The sequence below is a fragment of the Xanthomonas sp. NCPPB 1325 genome (genome assembly GCF_041477645.2).
GTDB lineage: Bacteria > Pseudomonadota > Gammaproteobacteria > Xanthomonadales > Xanthomonadaceae > Xanthomonas > Xanthomonas cannabis.
The window spans coordinates 2,797,728-2,819,626 of the sequence record NZ_CM192985.1 but is presented as its reverse complement, the minus strand read 5'-3'; the positions used below and the strand labels follow the sequence as shown (position 1 = coordinate 2,819,626).

Annotated in this window: 17 protein-coding genes; 9 read left to right on the top strand and 8 right to left on the bottom strand. The window is 68.1% G+C overall.

Annotation, left to right across the window (positions count from 1 at the left end; all coding sequences use genetic code 11):
- The first annotated feature begins 102 nt into the window (after positions 1-102).
- Positions 103-1,947, top strand: coding sequence for a formylglycine-generating enzyme family protein (locus ACCQ10_RS12075; RefSeq protein WP_506191955.1), 1,845 nt, complete (start codon positions 103-105; stop codon positions 1,945-1,947).
- A 320-nt stretch (positions 1,948-2,267) separates the two neighbouring features.
- The gene (locus ACCQ10_RS12070; RefSeq protein ID WP_372360776.1) at positions 2,268-3,515 is read left to right on the top strand and encodes a virulence factor family protein; all 1,248 of its coding nucleotides are present in this window, start codon (positions 2,268-2,270) and stop codon (positions 3,513-3,515) included.
- A gap of 293 nt (positions 3,516-3,808) precedes the next feature.
- On the opposite strand, the gene xseA is transcribed toward ACCQ10_RS12070, so the two are convergent.
- Both xseA and queG read right to left on the bottom strand, forming a co-directional pair.
- On the bottom strand, positions 3,809-5,146 hold the full coding sequence (gene xseA, locus ACCQ10_RS12065) for an exodeoxyribonuclease VII large subunit (protein ID WP_372360775.1): 1,338 nt from the start codon (positions 5,144-5,146) through the stop codon (positions 3,809-3,811).
- Positions 5,147-5,292: 146 nt separating this feature from the next.
- Positions 5,293-6,360, bottom strand: a complete 1,068-nt coding sequence (gene queG / locus ACCQ10_RS12060) for a tRNA epoxyqueuosine(34) reductase QueG (RefSeq protein WP_372360774.1) — start codon at positions 6,358-6,360, stop codon at positions 5,293-5,295.
- Between the two features lie 24 nt (positions 6,361-6,384).
- Here queG and ACCQ10_RS12055 point away from each other — a divergent pair, with 24 nt between their 5' ends.
- The 6 genes from ACCQ10_RS12055 to ACCQ10_RS12030 all read left to right on the top strand — a co-directional run bounded on the left by ACCQ10_RS12055 (position 6,385) and on the right by ACCQ10_RS12030 (position 14,027).
- Positions 6,385-7,872 (top strand): NAD(P)H-hydrate dehydratase, encoded by a 1,488-nt coding sequence (locus tag ACCQ10_RS12055; protein ID WP_372360773.1) that lies wholly within the window; start codon positions 6,385-6,387, stop codon positions 7,870-7,872.
- Positions 7,869-8,369 carry a tRNA (adenosine(37)-N6)-threonylcarbamoyltransferase complex ATPase subunit type 1 TsaE gene (gene tsaE, locus ACCQ10_RS12050; RefSeq protein WP_166744440.1) on the top strand — a complete coding sequence of 167 codons (501 nt, stop codon included), beginning with the start codon at positions 7,869-7,871 and terminating at the stop codon, positions 8,367-8,369. Before ACCQ10_RS12055 ends, tsaE begins: the two co-directional genes overlap by 4 nt.
- A 70-nt stretch (positions 8,370-8,439) precedes the next feature.
- Positions 8,440-10,101: an N-acetylmuramoyl-L-alanine amidase gene (locus ACCQ10_RS12045; RefSeq protein ID WP_372360772.1), complete on the top strand. Its 1,662-nt coding sequence runs from the start codon at positions 8,440-8,442 to the stop codon at positions 10,099-10,101.
- 138 nt (positions 10,102-10,239) lie between these two features.
- Positions 10,240-12,108, top strand: a complete 1,869-nt coding sequence (mutL, locus tag ACCQ10_RS12040; RefSeq protein ID WP_372360771.1) for a DNA mismatch repair endonuclease MutL — start codon at positions 10,240-10,242, stop codon at positions 12,106-12,108.
- Positions 12,108-13,043, top strand: a complete 936-nt coding sequence (locus ACCQ10_RS12035; RefSeq protein ID WP_372360770.1) for a DUF1684 domain-containing protein — start codon at positions 12,108-12,110, stop codon at positions 13,041-13,043. The genes mutL and ACCQ10_RS12035 overlap by 1 nt, the downstream gene beginning before the upstream one ends.
- A 21-nt stretch (positions 13,044-13,064) precedes the next feature.
- Positions 13,065-14,027 (top strand): TraB/GumN family protein, encoded by a 963-nt coding sequence (locus ACCQ10_RS12030; protein ID WP_506191954.1) that lies wholly within the window; start codon positions 13,065-13,067, stop codon positions 14,025-14,027.
- A 184-nt stretch (positions 14,028-14,211) separates the two neighbouring features.
- Here the strand turns inward: ACCQ10_RS12030 and phaR are convergent, their stop codons facing one another.
- The 3 genes from phaR to gluQRS all read right to left on the bottom strand — a co-directional run bounded on the left by phaR (position 14,212) and on the right by gluQRS (position 16,660).
- Positions 14,212-14,787: a polyhydroxyalkanoate synthesis repressor PhaR gene (gene phaR / locus ACCQ10_RS12025; protein WP_039410688.1), complete on the bottom strand. Its 576-nt coding sequence runs from the start codon at positions 14,785-14,787 to the stop codon at positions 14,212-14,214.
- 159 nt (positions 14,788-14,946) lie between these two features.
- Positions 14,947-15,687 (bottom strand): beta-ketoacyl-ACP reductase, encoded by a 741-nt coding sequence (locus ACCQ10_RS12020; protein WP_039410690.1) that lies wholly within the window; start codon positions 15,685-15,687, stop codon positions 14,947-14,949.
- 73 nt (positions 15,688-15,760) lie between these two features.
- Entirely contained in the window at positions 15,761-16,660 is a 900-nt protein-coding gene (gluQRS, locus tag ACCQ10_RS12015) for a tRNA glutamyl-Q(34) synthetase GluQRS (protein WP_372360768.1), read from the bottom strand.
- A 97-nt stretch (positions 16,661-16,757) separates the two neighbouring features.
- Here gluQRS and htpX point away from each other — a divergent pair, with 97 nt between their 5' ends.
- Positions 16,758-17,636, top strand: a complete 879-nt coding sequence (gene htpX, locus ACCQ10_RS12010) for a protease HtpX (protein ID WP_228889653.1) — start codon at positions 16,758-16,760, stop codon at positions 17,634-17,636.
- A 220-nt stretch (positions 17,637-17,856) separates the two neighbouring features.
- On the opposite strand, the gene ACCQ10_RS12005 is transcribed toward htpX, so the two are convergent.
- The 3 genes from ACCQ10_RS12005 to ACCQ10_RS11995 all read right to left on the bottom strand — a co-directional run bounded on the left by ACCQ10_RS12005 (position 17,857) and on the right by ACCQ10_RS11995 (position 21,880).
- Positions 17,857-19,926, bottom strand: coding sequence for an EAL domain-containing protein (locus ACCQ10_RS12005; RefSeq protein WP_372360767.1), 2,070 nt, complete (start codon positions 19,924-19,926; stop codon positions 17,857-17,859).
- 227 nt (positions 19,927-20,153) lie between these two features.
- Entirely contained in the window at positions 20,154-21,335 is a 1,182-nt protein-coding gene (locus tag ACCQ10_RS12000) for a BaiN/RdsA family NAD(P)/FAD-dependent oxidoreductase (protein ID WP_372360766.1), read from the bottom strand.
- Positions 21,332-21,880, bottom strand: a complete 549-nt coding sequence (locus ACCQ10_RS11995; protein ID WP_039407675.1) for a YaeQ family protein — start codon at positions 21,878-21,880, stop codon at positions 21,332-21,334. Before ACCQ10_RS11995 ends, ACCQ10_RS12000 begins: the two co-directional genes overlap by 4 nt.
- Positions 21,881-21,899: the final 19 nt, after the last annotated feature.

The window sequence follows — 21,899 nt, the reverse complement described above, 5'->3', positions numbered from 1 at the left end:
GCAAGGGTTTGCGCAGAACGCGCAGAATAGCCTAACGTCGCGATCGCCTGTCGTGCGGCAGAGCACTGGAAGGAGCAGGTGGTGGGCAAGTGCGGTAACCGGATGGCAGCGTGGGCACTGGTGGCGCTCAGCATGTGTGCCTGTTCACGTGCCCCGGCACCGACTCCGGCGCCGGCTGCACAAGCGCCGGCGGCGACGCGGCAGCCAGGCACACCCAATGTCTCCATCGGCGGCGAAGAATCCGCCGAGACCGTTGCACAGTGGCAACCGCCGGCCGTGGATCTGGGCGATGAGCCCCTGGCGCAGGCGCGCAAGCGCGCCGACGCGGCCTTGCAGGACGATCGCCTGTACCGCGACGCCGACGATGCGATCCCGTTGTACCTGGCCATCCAGCAACGCGCCGGCGGCAAGGACACGGCCAGCCGGCGCGGGCTGGAGCAGGCCCGCGCGCGCTTGCTCGAGCGCGGGCAGGCCTTGATTGCCCAGACCGAGCGTCAGGACGATGCGCTGGAACAGGCGCGCGAGCTGGCCATCGTGGCGCTGGCGCTCGCACCGCAGGACCCGAAGGTGCGTGCGCTGCAACGCGAAGTGGAAACCGCCCAGCGCGTGCTCGGGTTCAACCGGGCCGGTGAAGACGATCTGCGTGGTGGCCGGTTGGGCGAAGACGGCAACGGCGCGCTGGTGAACTTTCGCGATGCCGCGCAGCTGGACCCGGACAACCCACGCACGCGCCAGGGCCTGGCCGCAGTGGAAAGCGGACTGCTCGAACGCGCCGAACAGGCCGCCGACGCCGGCGATTTCGTCGGTGCGCGGTACTGGCTGCAGATGGCCGGGCAGGTGCGCGACCGCGCGCCCACCATTGCCGATGCGCGCGCGCGCATCGAGCGCACGCGGCGCGCGCAGATCGCGGCCCTGCACGATGCCGGCCTGCACGACCTGACGTCGCCGCGCGGTCTCAAGGCCGCCGGCGAGAAACTGGCCGAGGTGCTGCGCATCGCCGACCCCGGCGACCCGATGGCGGGCGATCTGCGCCGTCGGCTGGAATTGGCCACCCATTACGGCAGCTTCCGGCCCGGGCAGGTGTTCACCGACGGGCTCAAGCTGGGCGGGCGCGGACCGCAGATGATCGTGGTGCCGCATGGTGCCTTCCAGATGGGTGCCGGCGATGCCGAACCGGGGGCCTCCGACAACGAGCGCCCGGCGCATTACGTGCGCTTCGCACGCGGCTTTGCGTTGTCGATCACCGAGGTGACGGTGGCCGAGTTCCGCCAGTTCGTCGAGGCCACCGGTGCGCGGCCGCGGGCCACCCGGCGCGGGCATTCGGTGGTGTACGACGAGCGCAGCGGCAACTTCATCCGCCGCAGCGGCGTGGACTGGCAGTCCGACTACAACGGCGCACGGGCCGCGCCCAACAGCCCGGTGATGCACGTCAGCATCCGCGACGCCGAGGCGTATGCGTCCTGGCTGTCGGAGCAGACCGGCCGCCATTACCACGTGCCCAGCGAGGCCGAGTTCGAGTACGCGGTGCGCGCCGGCACCACCGGGCGCTATCCGTGGGGGAATGCTGGCTCGCCACCGCGCGACACGGGCAATTTCACCGGCGGCAACGATGTATCGCGCAGCGGCCGGCACTGGAACAACGGCTTCGTCGGCTACGGCGACGGCTTCTGGGGCCCGGCACCGGTAGGCAGTTTCCGCGCCAACGCCTGGGGCTTGCACGACATGGGCGGCAACCTGAGCGAATGGGTGGCCGACTGCTGGCACGCCAGCTATCGCCGGGCACCGGCCGATGGCGCGGCATGGTTCAACCCGGGCTGCCGGCAGCGCATGATCCGCGGCGGCAGCTGGGCCAACTCGCCGCAGCAGACACGCGCGGCGTGGCGGCAATCGCAGGACTCCGATACCACCAGTGCGCGGATCGGTTTCCGGCTGGCGCGCGGGATCTAGAGTGAGGAGATGGATGCTTCGGGATGGCAGTTCGATTCGCCCACCTCCACCAATCCGCTCACCTCCACCAATCCGCTCACCTCCACCAAACAGCGTTTCCTGAGACGAGCGACTACAGCCTGGAATTCTCGATGCAGAGATTTTTCGGCCCTTTGATGCGCATTGCGGAGGCCGGATGCAGACTGCGTAGCGCCGGCCCAGCACCATGCATGACATGTCAGGATCAGTTGGCTTAACCGCAGCGAACACTGCCCGCGCGCGGATGGAACCGGTGATGCGTGCGGCGGTCGAAGCGCCAGCGCTTCTGAAGGACTGCCGCGATGAGCATGGGGATCACGATGTTTCGTTGGGTCATGGCGACCTTGCTGATCGGCGGCAGCGGCTATGCCGTGGCGCGGCACATGCAGGAGGGCAACACCGCCGGGCACTACCACGCAGTGGAGATCGTGCGCCCGGAAGGCACGCCCAAGGCCATGGTGCTGTTGCTGCCCGACAGCGCCCATCCGCAGGACGGCCAGCGCCTGGCCGACATGCTGAGCGATGACGGTGCGCTGGTTGCGGTGGTCGATACCGCCAGCTACCGCGAGCGCCTGCGCTCGCACCACGCGGCCTGCAGCTCGCTGGCCGACGACGCCGAGCGGCTCGGCAAGAAATTGTTGCGCGCCGAACATGTGGATGCCTTCTTGCCGCCGGTGCTGGTGGGGCAGGGCGATGGCGCCGTGCTGGCACGCCAGGCGCTGGCGTCGGCGGCGCCGGACGTGCTGGGCGGTGCGGTGGTCGCCGATGCCGGCACCACCGACACCGGCCTGGCGTGTTCGCGCGACGTGCCCGATGCCAATCAGGGCTTTCTCGATGATCTGGTCGACGGCGCCAGCCCGATGCAGATCGCTGCCGCCACGCGCGGCCACTTCCAGGCAGCCCAGGCGCAGGGCCTGGGCGACCTGCCGCTGGTCGAGCTGCACGCACCCGGCAGCGACCGCCTGGTGGTGATGCTCTCCGGCGATGGCGGTTGGCGCGAGCTGGACAAGGGCATCGCCGCGCAGCTGCAGCAGCAGGGCGTGTCGGTGGTGGGCTGGAACAGCCTGCGGTACTTCTGGGCCAGCCGTACCCCGCAGCAGGTGGGCGCGGACCTGGACCGGGTGATCGCGGCCTATCGCCAGCGTTGGCACATCCAGCATGTCGCGTTGGTGGGGTATTCGTTCGGTGCCGACATCCTGCCGTTCGCCTACCCGGAACTGTCGCCGCAGCAGCGCGCCTCCGTGCAGTTCGTCAGCCTGCTCGGGCTTGGCCACCAGGCCGATTTCAAGGTGCGTGTCGGCGGCTGGCTGGGCTGGCACAACGATGCCGAGCGCGATGTGGAGCCCGCCATCCAGTCGCTGGACGCGCATCGGCTGCAGTGCATCTATGGCAGCGAAGAAAAGGACACGCTGTGCCCGGAGCTGCGCGCGCGGGGCGTCGAGGTGGCGGTGCGGCCCGGCGGCCACCATTTCGATCACGACCCGGTGGTGTTGGCCACGCTGCTGATGCAGGGCTGGCAGCACGCCGCGCAGATGCCTGGCAGCTCTTGACGCCGCTCTGCGTTGAAGAAGCACTAGACAACGTTTTCCGGAGCGTGTGATCGACAACCGACGATCGCAGTCGAGCACGCTCTGCCAGGCACCGGTGCCTGATTCCTGGCGGCGGTGGCCGCAGTGCCCGGGCGCAATGCCGGGTCTGCCCGTCACCCCACGGCTTATTCAAGGTGCGCTGTCAGCGCGCCGACCGATGGCGGCCCGACTTAGCGCGGCACTCTTCGACTGGTCAAGCAGGCGCCGAGCGGCAGCAGTGCTGCAGACATCGCGTCGTCGTGGGCTGCTTGCTTTCAGCCTTCGTCAGATTCCACCCGCACAGCGATGCTGCCATCGGCCAGTTGCGCACGCAGGCGCTCGCCGGTGACCACGTCGGCGGCGCTGCGCACCACGCTGCCATCGGCAGGGCGGGTCACGATGGCATAGCCGCGTGACACGGTGGCAAGCGGGCTCACCGCTTCCAGCGAGCGCGCCAGGCCGCGCAGCCGCAACTGATCGTGCTGCAAGCGCCGTTGCATGGCCGCTTGCGGATGCAGGGCGCGCAGCCGCTGTTGCAAGCTGGCGAGGTTGCGCTGCGGGTTATGCACCTGCAGGTGCGCCTGCCCGCGTTGCACGCGCGTCTGCAGGCGTTCCAGCACCTGGGCCATGCGCGCGCGCAGCTGGCGGCCGGCCTCTTCCTGCCGCCGGTGCAGCAGCTGCAGCCGCGCCTGCGGGCTGTGCGCACGCAGGCGCAGCGCAAGCCGGTCGGCGCGTTGCATTGCGTTCCCCAGGGCATGCTGTTGCAGCTGCGCCATGCGTGCCTGCGCGCGCCTCACCCGCGCCACCAGTTCACGCTGATCGGGCACCAGCAGCTCGGCTGCCACCGACGGCGTGGGCGCACGCACGTCGGCCACGAAATCGCTCAGGCTGAAGTCGGTCTCGTGACCGACCGCCGAGACCACCGGGGTCTGCGCAGCGGCGATCGCGCGCGCCAGACGTTCGTCGTTGAAGGCCCACAGGTCTTCCAGCGAGCCGCCACCGCGGGTGATCAGGATGACGTCGTAACGCCCGGAGGCATCGGCGCGCTGCAGCAGCGAGGTGACCTGTGCCGCAGCGCTGTCGCCTTGCACCAGCGACGGCAACAGGTCCACCTCCAGCAGCGGGAAGCGTCGCGCCAGCACACTGAGCACATCGCGCACCGCCGCACCGCTGGGCGAGGTGATCACCGCCAGGCGGCGTACATGCGCCGGCAGCGGTTGCTTGCGCTCGGCATCGAACAGGCCTTCGGCTGCCAGACGCGTACGCAGTTCGTCGAAGGCACGTCGCAGCGCGCCTTCGCCGGCTTCTTCCATATGGTCGAGCACCAGTTGGTAGTCGCCGCGTGCTTCGTACAGGGTGAGGCGGCCGCGTGCGAGCACGCGCAAGCCTTCGCGCGGCTGGAACTTCAGCCAGGTGCTCTTGGGCTTGAACATCGCGCAACGGATCTGCGCGCGCGTGTCCTTGAGCGTGAAGTACAGATGGCCCGAGGTCGGGCGGGTGACGCTGCTCAGCTCGGCTTCCACCCACACCAGCGGGAAGCTGCCTTCCAGCAGGTCGCGCGCCAGCGTATTGAGCTGGCTGGGAGTGAGGATCTGTTCGTTGCGGTCGGCCATCGCCACATTATCCCGTAGCGGGGAAGCGTGTGGGTGATCGCCTTCCGAACGCCCGGGCGGCCGGTGGCAGAGCGTGGCCGTCGCCTGCTGCGCGCATGCTGCAGATGCCACGGGCTGCATCGGTGCACGCAGCGAATGCCGGTGACTCAGATGCCGTGCTGCGCCAGCGCCCAGCCGGCGTGTTCGCGTACCAGTTCCGAGTCGTGGTGGCGACGCATCTCCAGGGCGGCCAAGACTTCCGGCGTGCCCGGTGCATTGCCCAGGCCCACCGCGATATTGCGCAGCCAGCGTTCGTGGCCGCTGCGGCGGATCGGGCTACCTTCGGTGCGGCGCAGGAATTCGTCTTCGTCCCAGGCAAACAGCTGCGGCAGCGTTGCCACATCCAGCGCATTACGGGCGCGGAAGTCGGGCTCATCGGTGCGCTTGGCGAACTTGTTCCAGGGGCAGATCAGCTGGCAATCGTCGCAGCCGAAGATGCGGTTGCCGATCGGCTTGCGCATCTCTTCCGGAATTGGACCGTCGTGTTCGATGGTGAGGTAGGCAATGCAGCGGCGCGCATCCAGCCGGTACGGCGCGATGATGGCCTGGGTCGGGCAGATGTCGATGCAGCGCGTGCAGGTGCCGCAATGCGCGGTGGCCGGCGTGTCGATCGGCAGCGGCAGATCCAGATAGATCTCGCCCAGGAAGAACCACGAGCCGCCGTTGCGATCGATCAGGCAGGTGTGTTTGCCGATCCAGCCCAGCCCCGCGTTACGCGCCAGTGCGCGCTCCAGCACCGGCGCCGAATCGACGAACACGCGGAAGCCGAAGGCGCCGATCTCGCCCTGGATGCGCTCGGCCAGTTTTTGCAGCCGGTTGCGCATCAGCTTGTGGTAATCGCGCCCCAGCGCATAGCGCGCCACGTACGCACGGTTGCCGTCGTGCAAGGTGTTCCAGGCCTCGGTGTCGTCCTTGCGGCCGTAATCCATGCCTACCGACAACACCCGCAAGGTGCCCGGCACCAGCTCCTGCGGGCGCGAGCGTTTGTCGCCGTGCTGGGCCATCCAGTGCATCGTGCCGTACAGGCCTTCTTCCAGCCAGCTGCGCAGATGCACTTCGTCTTCGCCCAGTTCGATGCTGGCGATACCGCAGCGTTGAAAGCCCGCTTCGCGTGCAAGTGCACGGATGCGCGCGGCGGCATCGGTGGGGTCGGGGCGGGCGAGGACGGCAGACATGACGACAAGTATAGAATTCCCGGCATGTACGCACCGCTCGCTCTTTACGATTCCGCTGCCGCGCGCACGCTCGATGCGCAGGCCACCGCGCTGCTCGGTGGCGATGGCTACCTCCTGATGCAACGTGCCGGGCAAGCCGCCTGGCAATGGTTGCTGGAGCGCTGGCCGCAGGCGCGCCGCATTGTGGTGGTCTGCGGCACCGGCAACAACGGCGGCGATGGCTATGTGCTGGCGCGGTTGGCGCAGCGCGCCGGGCGCCAGGTGCGGGTGGTGCATCTGCCCGAGTGGGGCCCGGCATCGGATCTGGCCCAGCGCGCCTGCACCGACTACCTGGCGGTGGGCGGCGCGATCGAGCTGTTCCCGTATCCGCTGGCGCATGCCGATGTGATCGTGGATGCGCTGTTCGGCATCGGCCTGAACCGCGCGCCCGATGCGCCAACCGCAGCGCTGATCGAGGCGGTCAACGGTTGCGGCGTTCCGGTGCTGGCGCTGGACGTGCCCAGCGGCATCGATGCCGACCATGGCGTGGCGTTCGAGACGGCCGTGCGTGCGCAGGCGACCTTGCAATTCATCGTGCCGCATGTCGGCCTGTACACCGGCGACGCCCTGGAATACGCAGGCGACCGCAGCCTCGCAACGCTGGACGTGCCGGGCTCTGCATTCGACGGGCTTACGCCTGCCGCACATCGCTGGGGCATCGACGCGCTGGCGGCGCAGTTGCGGCCCCGGCGGCGCAACACGCATAAGGGCGAATCGGGCCGGGTGCTGTGCGTGGGCGGCAATCTGGGCAGCGGCGGGGCAATCATGCTGACCGCCGAAGCCGCGCTGCGCAGCGGCGCCGGGCTGGTGCAGGTTGCCACCCGTGCCGAGCACGTGACCCCGTTGCTGGCGCGTTGCCCCGAAGCGATGGTGCGCGCGGTGCAGGCGGGCGACGACATCGCCGGCCTGGCCGATGCCGCCGATGTGGTCGCGCTCGGGCCCGGGCTGGGCCAGGACGCGTGGGCCCAGACGTTGTGGCATGCGGTCCTGGACTCGGGCAGCGCCGTCGTCATCGATGCCGATGGCCTGAACCTGTTGGCGTCGAATCCGGTGCCCACGCGTGGTCCGCGGGTGCTGACCCCGCATCCCGGCGAAGCCGGGCGATTGCTGGGGCTGTCCACCGCGCAGGTGCAGCGCGACCGCCTGACCGCCGCTGCCGCGTTGGCCCAGCGCTTCGACGCGGTGGTGGTGCTCAAGGGCGCCGGCAGCGTGGTGGCGGCCCCGCGCGCGGTGCCGCGGATCATCGACGCCGGCAACCCGGGCATGGCCGTCGGTGGCATGGGTGACCTGTTGACCGGCGTGATCGCCGCCTTGCTGGGCCAGGGCTGGGCGGCCCTGGATGCCGCCAGCCTGGGCGCCTTGCTGCATGCCTGCGCCGGCGACGCGGCAGCGCGCGACGGCGAACGCGGCCTGTTGCCCACCGACCTGCTGCCGCAGCTGCGTCGCCTTGCCAATGCCGGAGCCACCGCATGACGCCTCTTGCTGCCTACCTGATCGATGCCGAAGCCACCGAGACGCTGGGCCGCGCAATGGCGGCAGTCCGGCCCGCCAACGCGATGGTCCAGCTGCATGGCGACCTGGGCGCGGGCAAGTCCACGCTGGCGCGCGCGCTGCTGCGGGCGCTCGGTGTCAGCGGGCCGATCCGCAGCCCCACCTATACCCTGATCGAGCGCTATCCGCTGGGCCCCGGCGACGAAGCCTGGCACCTGGACCTGTACCGCATCGGGCAGGCCGGCGAGCTGGATTTCCTTGGCCTGGACGAAGGCAGCGCCAGCCTATGGCTGGTGGAATGGCCGGAGCGGGGCGCAGGTGCCTTGCCGGCGGTGGACCTGGATGTGGAACTGGCTGTCGATGGCGATGGCCGACGTGTTCGTCTGCTGGGCCGCAGCCAGACCGGGCGCGACTGGCTGGCGCGCCTCGCCGATCAGGCCGAGTTGCAGGCGCTTTTTGTCAGCCCACAGGAAGAATGAACGCCAGGTTACGGATTATTAAGGGAAATCACCTTGCAATTCACCCGCTTGGGTGATTGAATCCAGCGCCATGACACCGGGGATCCGCCAGTTCAGTCGTGCCGCCTTGACCGCCAGCCTCAGCCTGGCGGTTTTTGCTGCGTGGGCCGGCGAAATCAAGGGCGTCGGCGTCAGCACTGGCGCCACCGGCACCCGTGCAGAGATCCAGTTGGCCGGCAGCGGCGGCTTCAAGACCTTGTCGCTGGCCAACCCCAATCGGTTGGTGGTGGACTTCCCGGATTCGGCCGCGGCGCGTGGGCTCAAGCTGCCGCCGGCCGCCGGCCTGGTGACCTCCGTGCGCACCGGGCAACCGGTGCCGGGCACGTTCCGGGTGGTGTTCGAGCTGTCCAGCGCGGTCACTGCGCTGAAACCGCAAATGCAGACGCTCGGCAGTGCCTCGACCCTGGTGATCGAATGGCCCGGCGATCCAGCACCCCCCTCCGCCGTTGCCAGCGCACCGGTACCTGCCGCGGCACCGCCGCCACGCGTCGTCGATGTACAGGCCGAAGCGGCGCGTGCCACCGCAGCGTTGGCCGCATCCGCGCAGCGTGCATCTGCGGCGCCACCTCCGCCGCCGGCCCCGGTCGTGGTGCCTGCTTCGGCGATGCCGACCGTCACGCAGGCAGCAGTGCCGACGACTGTCGCCACTGGGGTGCCGACGCCGCGTCCCGGAACCGCTGCTGCGGCCGCGCCGACGACGGCCGCTAGCGCCCAACCCAATCGCGTCGTTGCGGGCCCGGGCGCGCCGGTGCCAGGTGCGCCCACAACGGCCGGTGCCTCCGCGGCCGCCATTCTCAATGGTGGCGGCGCGCCGATGGCTGCTGCGGGCGCAGGTCCAGCCGCGGCAATGCCGGGCGCGGCCACCAACGACGACCTGCCGCCGCGTCCGGTGCTGCCCAGTGAGGCCGCGCGGGTCAAGATGGCGCCCGGCATGCGGCCGTTGATCGTCGCCATCGACCCCGGCCACGGCGGCCAGGATCCCGGCGCCATGGGCCCCACCGGCAAGCGCGAGAAAGACGTGACCCTGGCGGTCGGCCGCGAGCTGGCCCGCCAGATCAACGCCACGCCCGGCATGAAGGCGTACCTGACCCGCGACACCGATGTGTTCATCCCGCTGCCGATGCGCGCGCAGAAGGCACGCGCCGCCAAGGCCGACATCTTCATTTCGATCCACGCCGATGCGGCCGAAAACCGCAGCGCCACCGGATCGTCGGTGTACGTGTTGTCCACCAAGGGCGCTTCCTCACAGCGCGCGCGCTGGCTGGCCGACAAGGAAAATGCCGCCGACCTGGTCGGTGGCGTGCGTCTGCAGCAGACCGAAAGCACGCTGGCCAACGTATTGCTGGACCTGGCCCAGAGCGGGCACATGAAAGCCTCCGAAGACGCCGCCGGGCACGTGCTCGGTGGGCTCAAGCGCATCGGCAACAATCACAAGCCGCAGCTGGAGCGCGCCAATTTCGCGGTGCTGCGCACCTCGGATATGCCGGCCATGCTGGTGGAAACCGCGTTCATCTCCAATCCGGACGAAGAGCGTCGCCTGATCGACCCGGCCTACCAGCGCAAGATCGCCGCTGCGGTGCTGGACGGTATCGATACGTTCTTTACGCGCCAGCCGCCGCCGGGCACCTTGTTCGCTGCGCGCGCGCAGGCCGAAGCCGATGCCGTCGGCACCGTGGCCGGCGGCAGCCGCTGACCCGCTCGGCTATCATTCGGCCCTGAGTCCCGAGATGTCGGCGCCTGTGCGCCGCCGGGTCGCCGTGCCGAGGTCTGTCTTGTCCGTGTCACCCCCGCTGTACTGCATGCCGCGCGTCCTGCGCCGGAGTGCGCGCTGATGGCGATCCGCCAGCTGCCCGAGATCCTGATCAACCAGATCGCCGCCGGCGAGGTCGTCGAGCGGCCCGCTTCCGTGGTCAAGGAGCTGGTCGAGAACGCGCTCGACGCCGGCGCCACCCGGGTGGACATCGAGCTGGAAGAAGGCGGCGTGCGCCTGATCCGCATCCGCGACAACGGCGGCGGCATCACGCCCGACGAGCTGCCGCTGGCAGTCTCGCGGCATGCCACCAGCAAGATCGCCTCGCTCGACGATCTCGAAACCGTGGCCACGCTCGGTTTTCGCGGCGAAGCCTTGCCCTCGATCGCCTCGGTCAGCCGCTTCACCCTGATCTCGCGTCGTGCCGATGCCGAGCACGGCTCGGCGCTGCAGATCGACGGCGGCCGGCTGGGCGAGGTGACCCCGCACGCACACGCGCCCGGCACCACGGTCGAGGTGCGCGAACTGTTCTTCAACGTGCCGGCACGCCGCAAGTTCCTGCGTGCTGAACGTACCGAGCTCGGGCACATCGAAGAGTGGCTGCGCTCGTTGGCGCTGGCGCGCCCGGATGTGGAATTGCGCGTGTCGCACAACGGCAAGCCGTCGCGTCGCTACAAGCCGGGTGACCTGTATTCGGACGCGCGCCTTGGCGAAACGCTGGGCGAGGATTTTGCGCGCCAGGCGCTGCGCGTGGATCACAGCGGCGCCGGCCTGCGCCTGCATGGTTGGGTGGCGCAACCGCATTACTCGCGTGCCAGCACCGACCAGCAGTATCTCTACGTTAATGGCCGCTCGGTGCGCGATCGCAGCGTGGCGCACGCGGTCAAGATGGCCTATGGCGATGTGCTGTTCCACGGCCGCCAGCCCGCCTACGTGCTGTTCCTGGAACTGGACCCGGCGCGGGTGGACGTCAACGTGCATCCGGCCAAGCACGAGGTGCGCTTCCGCGAAGCGCGGCTGATCCACGACTTCGTCTACCGCACCTTGCAGGATGCCTTGGCGCAGACGCGTGCCGGTACCGCGCCCAACAGCATCGGCAGCGACGCTCCTGCGGCGGACGCCGCGGGTGTGATGGGAGCGGGTTTCAGTGGCGGCGCCAGCTACGGCAGCACCGCCAGCGGTGGCGGCGGCTCCGGAAGTTATGCCAACTGGACGCCCTCGCAGACGCCGTTGGGCTTGCGTGTGGACGAGGCGCGCGCGGCCTACAGTGCGCTGTACGCGCCGCCGCCCGGCAGTGCGCAGCATGCTGCACAGCTGCCACAGCTCTCCGGCACCGGCCTGCCGGTCACCGCCGAAGACAGCGGGGTGCCGCCGCTTGGCTACGCGGTGGCGCAGTTGCACGGCATCTACATCCTGTCCGAAAACGCCGAAGGCCTGATCGTGGTGGATATGCACGCCGCGCACGAGCGCATTGGCTACGAGCGGCTCAAGAACGCGCACGACAGCATCGGCCTGCATGCGCAGCCGCTGCTGGTGCCCATCACGCTGGCGGTGGGCGAGCGCGAGGCCGATACCGCCGAGCGCGAAGCCGATACCCTGGCCAGCCTGGGCTTTGAGATCACCCGTGCCGGCCCGCAATCGCTGCATGTACGCAGCATTCCCGCGTTGCTCGCCAACGCCGAGCCGGAGGCGCTGCTGCGCGATGTGCTCGGCGATCTGCGCGAACATGGGCAAAGCCGGCGCATCGCCAGTGCGCGCGATGAACTGCTCTCCACCATGGCCTGCCACGGCGCCGTGCGCGCCAATCGGCGCCTCACCGTGCCAGAAATGAACGCATTGCTGCGCGATATGGAAGCCACCGAGCGCTCGGGTCAATGCAACCATGGCCGACCCACCTGGGCTCGGTTTACGCTGAGCGATATCGATCGTTGGTTTCTCAGGGGACGTTGATGGCAGTGCACGGGGGGAGGGGCTGGCTGCTCGGCATGCTGGTGGTCGCAACGCTAGCCGGCTGTGGGCGCGACAGCGCGCCGCCGCAGGCGCCGGTGGCGCTGGACAAGACGTTTCTGGCCGATACCGCCGCCTGGCGCGAAGCGCGGCTGAAAGAACTGCGCGCTCCCGATGGCTGGACCAGCCTGGTCGGCCTGCACTGGCTCTCGCTGAAGGCGCACTACATCGGCAGCAGCGCAGACAGTGGGATCAAACTCGCGGTCGGCCCGCCGAAGATGGGCATGGTGTCTAGCGAGGGAGGTGTGGTGTGGTTCGTGCCCGAGCGCGGCGCGGCCCTCAGCGTGGACGGCAAGCCGCTGACCGGCAGGATCCGCTTCCAGTCCGATCGCGATGCGCGGCCGACGCTGATCCAGTTCGACGAGGGCAAGGGCGTGCTCGGCCTGATCCATCGCGGCGACCGCTATGCATTGCGCGTCAAGCATGCCGACGCGCCCTCGCGCATCCACTTCGCCGGGCTGGACTACTGGCCGGTGGATCCGGCATGGCGCATCGCCGCGCGCTACGTACCCAACGATGTCGGCAAGACCATCCCCATCGTGGACATCGTCGGCATCAGCAGCGAACAGCCCAATGCAGGGGCGATCGAGTTCGAGCGCGACGGCAAGACCTATCGTCTGGAAACGATCGGCGAGCCGGGGCGACCCATGTTCGTGGTGTTCGCCGACCGCACCAGCGGCCACGGCAGCTATCCGGCCGGGCGTTTTCTGGACCTGGACGTGCCCGACGCCTCCGGGCACGTGGTGGTCGACTTCAATCGCGCCTACAACCCGCCGTGCGCGTTTACCCCGTTCGCCACCTGTCCCTTGCCGCCACCGGAAAACCGGATCGACCTGGCGGTGTCGGCCGGCGAAAAGGCCTACAAGGTGCCGCACTGACGTGATGAGGGGGAATCGGTGATGGTCAACGCAATGAAAGTGCGGCTGGCTGCCTGGGGCCGCAGCGCGATGCTCGGCCTGGCACTGTGGAGCGGGGCGGTTGCGCCGGTCTGCGCAGGTGCGGCCAACGAGGTGCCCGCCAACCCGCCGGTGCCGCTGCTATGGAAGGTCGATGGCAAGGGCGGCACGCTCTATCTGCTGGGCTCTTTCCATGTGCTCAAGCCCAGCGATTACCCGCTGTCGCCGGACGTGATGCAGGCATTTGCCAAGGCCGACCGGCTGGTCTTCGAGTTGCCGCCATCGGACGCGCAATCGCCGCAGCTGGCCAGCCGCATGTTGCAGGTGGCGCGCCGCAGCGACGGCCGGACCCTGCAGGACGTGCTGGATGCCAGGACCTGGCAGGCGCTCAGCAGCTACGCACGCACGCACGGCATGTCGGTCGACGCATTGCAGCCGCTCAAGCCCTGGTTTGTCGCGCTCTCGATCAGCATGGCCGAGATGGCCCGCCAGGGCATGGACCCGAATGCCGGCCTGGACCATTACCTGATGCAGCAGGCGCAAGCCAGGGGCAAGCCGGCCGAAGGGCTGGAGCGCGCCGAAGAGCAGATCGCGTTGCTCGACGCGATGTCGCCAACCGAGCAGCATCAGTTGCTGGAAGAATCGCTAGACGAAGCCGCGACCACCGATCAGCTACGCCAGCTGCACGCGGCCTGGCGCAGGGGGGATGTGCAGACGCTGTCCACCCAGATGGCCGAAGACCTGCGCCGCCAGTATCCGGCGCTCTATCAGGACATCAATGTCGAGCGCAATGCGCGCTGGGTGCCACGGCTGGAAAAACAGCTGGGCAAGGGCAGCGGCACCACGCTGGTGGTGGTCGGTGCGTTGCACCTGCTCGGTAACGACGGGGTCGTGGAGCGCCTGCGCGCGCGCGGCTATCGCGTGGAGCGGATCTGTTCGGCCTGTGCGCAACCGTCGGGTCGCTGACGGATCGTGTCCGGCGCAGACGCGCGCGGGCCCGATGGGTGCGACACCAAGCGTCAGTCAGTGGCGAACACTGCTGGAACACTCGGTGCGTCCAGGGTGCAGAGAGCTCGGACCAGCGGCCATGCCTGCCTGAGAATGGAGCAGCAGGTGGATTCGCCGCTGCTCCCGGATGCCACCGTGCGCGTCAACCGCGGTTGCGGGCCTTGCCGGTGGTGCCGGTATGGCTGCCGGAGGTGCCGTGCGTGCCGGTGCCCATCGGGCCGCTGCCCATGCTGCCGGCGCCGGGCGGGGTCGGCGGGGTGCCCGGGCCGCCGGGGCGGCCGAAGCCGGCGCCGAAGTTGCGCTGGAACTCCTGCCACAACTCCAGGTTGCGCTCGGTCAGCTGGTTCATCATCGCCCAGGGGGTCTGCCCGAGCAGGTTGCCCATCTGCTGGCGGAACTGCTGCTGCTGGTCCAGGAACACCTGCATGCTGCGCTCCAGGTAGTTGCCCATGAAGCCCTGCAGCGAATCCCCGTAGAAGCGGATGATCTGGCTCAGCAACTGGGTGGAGAGCATCGGCTCGCCATCCTGTTCCTGGTCGGCAATGATCTGCAGCAGGACGGCACGACTCAAATCTTCGCCGCTCTTGGCATCGCGGACTTCGAACTCCTCGCCGTCGATGATCAACTGGCGCACATCTTCGATGGTGATGTAGCTGGAAATTTCCGTGTCGTAGAGACGGCGATTGGGATACTTCTTGATGATGCGAAGTCCGGCCATGGAACGTTCACTCACACTGATAGTGCGCGCAGGATGGCGCAGCGCAGCAGCGGTTGCAACAGCCAAACAGCCTTATTTGCTTAAGCGGACACATTAAAAATGTTGCGCAGCATGGTTTTTGAAGTAAATCCATGCTGCACCGCAAAGTTGCAGCAAACGTTACCAGCCCATGTGGTGGCCGCCGTTGATGTCCAGATTGGACCCGGTGATCCAGGCAGCCTCTTCGGCCACCAGGAACGCCACTGCATAGGCAATCTCTTCCGGGCGCCCCAGCCGGCCGGTGGGGATATCGGCCACGATCTTGGCGCGCACTTCCTCCGGAACCGCCATCACCATGTCGGTGGCCACATAGCCGGGCGAGACCGTGTTGACGGTCACCCCGAAGGCGGCGTTCTCGCGCGCCAGCGAGATGGTGAAGCCGTGCATGCCGGCCTTGGCCGCAGCGTAATTGGCCTGCCCGTACTGGCCCTTGAGCCCGTTGATGGAGCTGATCTGGATCACCCGCCCCCAGCCGCGCTTGCGCATGCCCTCGATCACCGGGCGGGTGACGTTGAACACCGAGTTGAGGTTGGTGTTGATGACGTCGTGCCATTGCTCGGCGGTCATGCGGTGGAAGGTGGTATCGCGGGTGATGCCGGCGTTGTTGACCAGCACCTCGATGGGCCCCAGTGACGCTTCGACGTCTTCGACCAGCGCGCGTGCATGTTCGGACGAGGCGACGTCGCCGCGGAACAAGGCCACCGCGTAGCCCTGCGCCTGCATGCGTTGCTGCCAGTCGCGCGCCTTGTCCTCGTTACGGAAGTTGCTGGCGACCCGGTGACCCTGGTCGGCCAGGCGCTTGCAGATGGCGGTACCGATACCGCCGGTGCCGCCGGTGACCAATGCGACGCGAGATGTCATGACGACTCCAATGAGCAGGTGAGGCCGAGGCGATCAGGGCGCAGGTGCCCGGTGCCGGTACTGGGTCGCAATTCTAGTCACGCGCGGGCTGCGATGCGCGCCCATCGGTGCCCAGGGTCGCGCTCTGCGGCAGTCGCTCCGGCGAAAAATGCTGCACGGCATGCTGCAGCACCGTGGCGACGCTGCCGTGCTGCGGCAGCGCGGCCGGCAGCTGGCCCAGCGCGCGCCAGGCCGCATGCAGGGCCGGCAGCGGGTCGGTGTCGTCCAGTGCGGGCGCGGCGTGCGATTTGGACAGCTTGCGGCCGTCGGCGTCCAGGATCAGCGGCAGATGCAGGTAGCGCGGTTGCGGCAGGCCCAGGGCGCGCTGCAGCAGGATCTGGCGGGGTGTGGAATCGAGCAGGTCGGCGCCGCGTACGACATCGGTCACGGCCTGCGCGGCGTCGTCCACCACCACGGCCAACTGGTAGGCCCAATAGCCATCGGCGCGGCGCAGCACCACATCGCCGACTTCGGCATAGACGTCCTGCACCACGCGGCCCTGCAGTCCGTCGTCGAAGCCGACCGGCGGCTGCGCCGGCACCCGCAGACGCACCGCGCGGCGCGCGCCCAGCGGGGCGACGCACGCATGGTGGAGACCGCCCATGGCGGCCAGATCGGCGCGGCTGCAGCTGCACTCGAAGGCCAGCCCGGCCTGCAGCAGCGCACTCAGCGCAGCGGTGTAGTGTGCATCGCGCGCGGATTGCCGGATCACCGGCAGGTCCGACACCAGGCCGAAGGCGCTCAACGTGCGCAATTGCCGCTCGGACGCGCCCGGCTCGGCGCGCGGCGGGTCGATGTCCTCGATGCGCACGCACCACTGGCCGCCGGCATGGCGGGCAAGCAGCCAGCTGCCGAAGGCTGCCAGCAGGGAGCCGAAATGCAGCGGGCCGGTCGGGGAGGGCGCAAAACGGCCGCGATAGGGAAGTGGGCGCATGGGAGGCTGAATCGTCGGTCAGGAGCTTGCTTGATTTCAAGCCGCAGCGTCCGCAGATCCGCAGCAGTTCACCCCGCATGAGTGGAGCCATCGCGCCATGTTCAACCGCATTTTCCTGTTCCTGCTGACCAACTTTGCGGTGCTGATGCTCGCCGGCATCGTCATGTCGGTGCTGGGCGTCAATCCCGCGCAAATGAGTGGATTGTTGGTGATGGCTGCCGTCTTCGGTTTCGGTGGCTCGTTCATTTCGTTGCTGCTGTCCAAGTTCATGGCCAAGCGCAGCACCGGTGCGCAGGTGATCACCGAAGCGCGCACGCCGACCGAGCGCTGGTTGCTGGAGACGGTGCGGCGTCAGGCGCAGGCCGCCGGCATCGGCATGCCGGAAGTGGCGGTCTACGACGGACCGGAAATCAATGCCTTCGCCACCGGCGCCAACCGCAACAATGCCCTGGTGGCCGTGTCCACGGGCCTGCTGCAGAACATGAGCCAGGACGAGGCCGAAGCGGTGCTGGGCCATGAGATCGCGCACGTCGCCAACGGCGACATGGTGACCATGGCGCTGCTGCAGGGCGTGCTGAACACCTTCGTGATCGTGCTGGCACGCGTCGTTGGCGGCATCATCGACAGCGCGATGTCGGGCAACCGCGAGAGTGGTCGAGGCTTTGCGTACTACATCATCGTGTTCGCGCTGGAGATGGTTTTCGGCCTGTTCGCAACCATGATCGCGATGTGGTTCTCGCGTCGCCGCGAATTCCGCGCCGACGCCGGTGGTGCGCATCTGGCCGGGCGCAGCAAGATGATTGCCGCATTGGAGCGCCTGTCGCTCAATCACGGCCAGAACACCTTGCCCTCGCAGGTGCAGGCCTTCGGGATTTCCGGAGGCGTGGGCGATGGATTGCGTCGCCTGTTCCTGAGCCACCCGCCGCTGACCGAGCGTATCGCCGCGCTGCGGGCGGCCAATGGCACGGCGATGTAAGAAGCGGCACCGGGATCGCTGGGGGCGCTGAACTATGTGGAAGGCGCCGCAGCCGGGATTGGCTTCGATGCTGGAGCGGTAGCGCCAATCTCCATGCTCTCCGAACCGGTCTGCTGTAGGGTCTAGCCGGCCAGCGACCAACTCGGGATCATTGCCAAAGACAACAAAAGGCCCGCGCATTGCGGGCCTCGCTGTGCTGCGTTACCGGCTTTCGGTTGGCTCAGCCGAACTCGTAGTTCATCAGCGGCCCGGTCGGTGCCACGAAGTCGCCCTGCACGTAGTCCACGCCGGCACTGAAGAAGCTGCTCATCGATTGCGCATCGGCTACGAACTCGGCCACGGTCAGGATGCCGGCCGGCTGCGCGCGCGAGGTGATCTCGCGAATCTTTTCCTGGCTGTCGCGCGCCGAGGCGACGTCGCTGGTGATGCCGCGATCCAGCTTGAGGAAGGCCGGCTGGAAATGCGCCAGCAGCTGAAACGAATCCAGGCCCGAGCCGAACTGCTCCAGCCCGACCTTGCAGCCCATGGCCGACACCGCCGCCAGAAACTGCTGGGCATTGCGCAGATGGGTGAACACCTTCGATTCTGGCGTCTGCAGCCACAGCCGTTCGCCGGGCACGCCATAGACCGCCAGCTGTTCGCGGATGATGTCGACCATCTGCGGGTCCGAGAACGAGTTCGGCCCGATTCGGACCAGCAGATGCGTCTTGTGCCCGGCGCGTTGCCGTTCGCCCAGTTGCCGGATCGCACGCGCGACCACCCAGCGATCGATTTCGGTGATCAGGTCGTGCTCTTCGGCGATCGCCATGAAGGCGTTCGGCGACATCATCTCGCCATTGCGCTCCAGCCGCAGGAAGGCCTGGTACAGCTCAAGCGGCTCGCCCTGCAGGTTGAGCACCGGCTGGTAATGCAGAAGGAAGCCATCGCCCACCAGCGCCTCGCGCAGCTGCTCGACCCAGCGTTCGATGCGTTCTTCCTCGGCGCGGTCGGAGGCCGCCGGGTCATAGATGCTTGCCGCATTTCCACCGAGCTCGGCCGTGGTGCGCACGGCCTCGGTGCCGCGATTGAGTACCTGGCCGATGCTGGCGATCTTTTCGCCGATCTGCACGCCGCCGATGCTGACCGTGACCGTGGCCGAGCGCGAGCCCACGCTGAAGACATGCTGCGCAAACGCATCGCGTACGGCTTCGGCAACCGCATGGGTGCGGGCATAGTTGCCGTCCATCAGCAGGGCAAAACTGTGCTCGCCGAAACGTGCGGCCACCACGCTGTCGTCCACCACGCCGGCCACGTGCGCGGCCATGGCGGCGATCAAGGCATCGGCCGAATCCAGGCCGATTTCCGGCAGGATGCGCACGTAATGATCCGGCTCGATCAACAGGAAGCCGGACTGGCCTTCGCTGCGACCGGCCTGTGCCACGGCCTGTTCCAGCGCCACCATGAAGGTGGGGCGGTTGAGCAGGCCGGTGACCTGGTCGCGCTGGCGCAGGTCCTCGACCTCGCGTGCCAGTTCAGGATCGAATTCCTCGCGGCGCCGGAACACCACCTGGATGCACGGCTCGCCTTCATAGGTGGCGGTGGCGAACTCCATCGTCGCCGGGAAGGTGTCGCCTTCCAGCCGGCGTGCGTCCACCTTGTACTGCGCCGGCGGCGGTTCGCCCTTGGCCATCGCCTTGAGCAACTGCTTGAAGTCGTCCACGTACTGCGCGGCGATCATGTCCAGCAGCGAGACGCCTTCGACATCCTCGAACGACTCGAAGCCGAACATTTCCAGATACGCCTCGTTGGCGCGGATATGCATGCCTTCGTGCACGTAGGCGATGGGGTCGCGCGAGGAGGCGATCAACGCATCGCAACGGCGCTCGGTTTCGCGCATCTGCGCCTCGATGCGGCGCAGCCCGCGGCGTGCCTGCAGGTCATCCCACTCCGCGCGCACCAACGCCAGCAGGTGTTCGGGACGATGGCGCAATGCAATCGCGCGAACGCCGTGCGAAGCGGCCTCGACCAGGGCGTTCTCTTCGATCCGATCGGCCAGCAGGATGATGGGGATGTCCTTGCCGCTGCCGGCGATCTGCGCCTGCAGCGCGCTCATCGGCACCTGTTGCGCCTGCCCCTGCAGCGCCAGATCGATCTGGCCCGACAGCATGCTGGCCAGTTCCTCCTGGGTTTGCGGTCGCGACGGGCGCACTGCAATGCCGCCATTGCGCAATGCGGTGACGATGGTCTCGGCGCTCTCCACGCTGTCATCGACGATCATCAGGCGGAGGGTGAGATCTTTGCCTTTTTGCATGCGCGGCTCCCTGGAGACGGGCTTTAATACACGAAGGGGTCTGGCACGTCCATGTATGTGGAGCATGCCGCATCTAGTGTGAGACGTAGTGCACTGATTGCACGTGCCAGTGGCCTTCCGGAGGGCCGGCGCACCGCAATCGGTGACTGATCGCTGCATTGCTCCGCAACGGCCTGCGTGTCACCGACCACGCGATCGGTCACCACCGGCACGACGTGCCGGTCGCCCTATGCGACGCTGCCGGCGGCATGGCCGGACGCCCATGCCCACTGGAAGTTGTAGCCGCCCAGCCAGCCGGTGACGTCCAGGACTTCGCCAACGAAGTACAGGCCGGGCACCAGTCGCGACTCCAGCGTGCTGCTGGAGACCTGGTGGGTATCGACCCCGCCGAGCGTTACTTCAGCGGTCCGGTAGCCTTCGGTTCCGCTGGCAATCAGCGGGAAGGCGCCGAGCAGGTCGGCAGCGCTCTGCAGCTGCGGCGGATCCAGCTGACGGACCGGCCTGTCCGGCAACCACACCTCGCACAGGCGCTGCGCGAACCGTTTCGGCAACACCTCTGCCAGCACGTTGCGCAGTTCGGTCGCGCCGCGCTGTTGCTTCTGCTCGCGCAGCCAGGCGCCGGCGTCATGGCCTGGCAGCAGGTCCAGGCGCAGCTCGTCGCCCGGCTGCCAATAGGACGAGATCTGCAGGATTGCCGGCCCGCTCACGCCGCGATGGGTCAGCAGCATGAAGTTGCGGAAGCTGGCCCCGTTGCAGTGCGCCTCCACCGGCAACGCCAGCCCGGACAGATCGTGCAGGCGTTCCTGGTGCTTGCCGCTCAGGGTCAGCGGCACCAGCCCGGCCCGTGTCGGCAGCAGCGTGTGGCCGAACTGCTGGGCCAACGCATAGCCGAATCCGCTGGCGCCCATGCTGGGGATCGACAGCCCGCCGGTGGCCACGATCAACGATTGCGCCTGCACGCGTCCCTGGCTGGTCTGCACCTCGAAGCCGTCGCTGCCGCGCTGGACCGACAGCACCTCGCACTGGGTGCGGATCTGCACGCCGGCCGCCTCGCACTCGTCCAGCAGCATGCGCACGATCTGCTTGGAGGAGATGTCGCAGAACAACTGGCCCAGCTCCTTCTCGTGATAGGCAATGCCATGGCGTTCGACCATGTCCACGAAATCTGCGGGGCGATAGCGCGCCAACGCAGATTTACAGAAGTGCCGATTGGCCGAAATGAAATTGCCGGGCGCCGTACCGGTATTGGTGAAATTGCAGCGCCCGCCGCCGGACATCAGGATCTTCTTGCCGACCTTGTTGGCATGGTCGATCACCAGCACCTGGCGGCCGCGCCGGCCGGCAGTGAAAGCGCTCATCAGCCCGGCCGCGCCGGCGCCGATGACCAGCACGTCGCACCGCCTGCTCATTCGGCTGGGGCTTGCCGCACCATCGGGGTCAGGGTGACGCTGCCGTGGTCGGCCAGCATCTGCACCTCGCCGTCCTGGATGATCACGTCAAAGCGCATGCCGCGCTGGATCAGCGCGCCCAGGGCCTCGGTGGACTGCGCGTCGAGCTCGATCACGCGCAGGTTGCGATGCCTGCCCATGGCGTTGGCGTGTTTCTTCCACCAGGTTTCGGTGGCCTGGCCGCCGTAGCCGATCACCACCACCTCGCGCGAGCGGTTGCAGGCCTTGCGCACGCGGCTCTCATCGGGCTGGCCGAGGTCGATCCACAGGTCCGGGTCGCCGGTGTAGTCGCGTCGCCACAGGTCCGGTTCGTCGTCGTTGCTGAGGCCACGGCCGAATTCCAGCCGGTCGTCGGCAAACAGGGCAAATGCCAGCAAACGCACCATCAGGCGCTCGTCGGTTTCGGAAGGATGCTGGGCCAGAGTCAGCGAATGGTTGGCGTAGTAGCCGCGGTCCATGTCGCTGATCTGAAGTTCCGCCCTGCGGACGGTGGCGGTGAGGGCCATCAGGATGCCGATTGCAAAG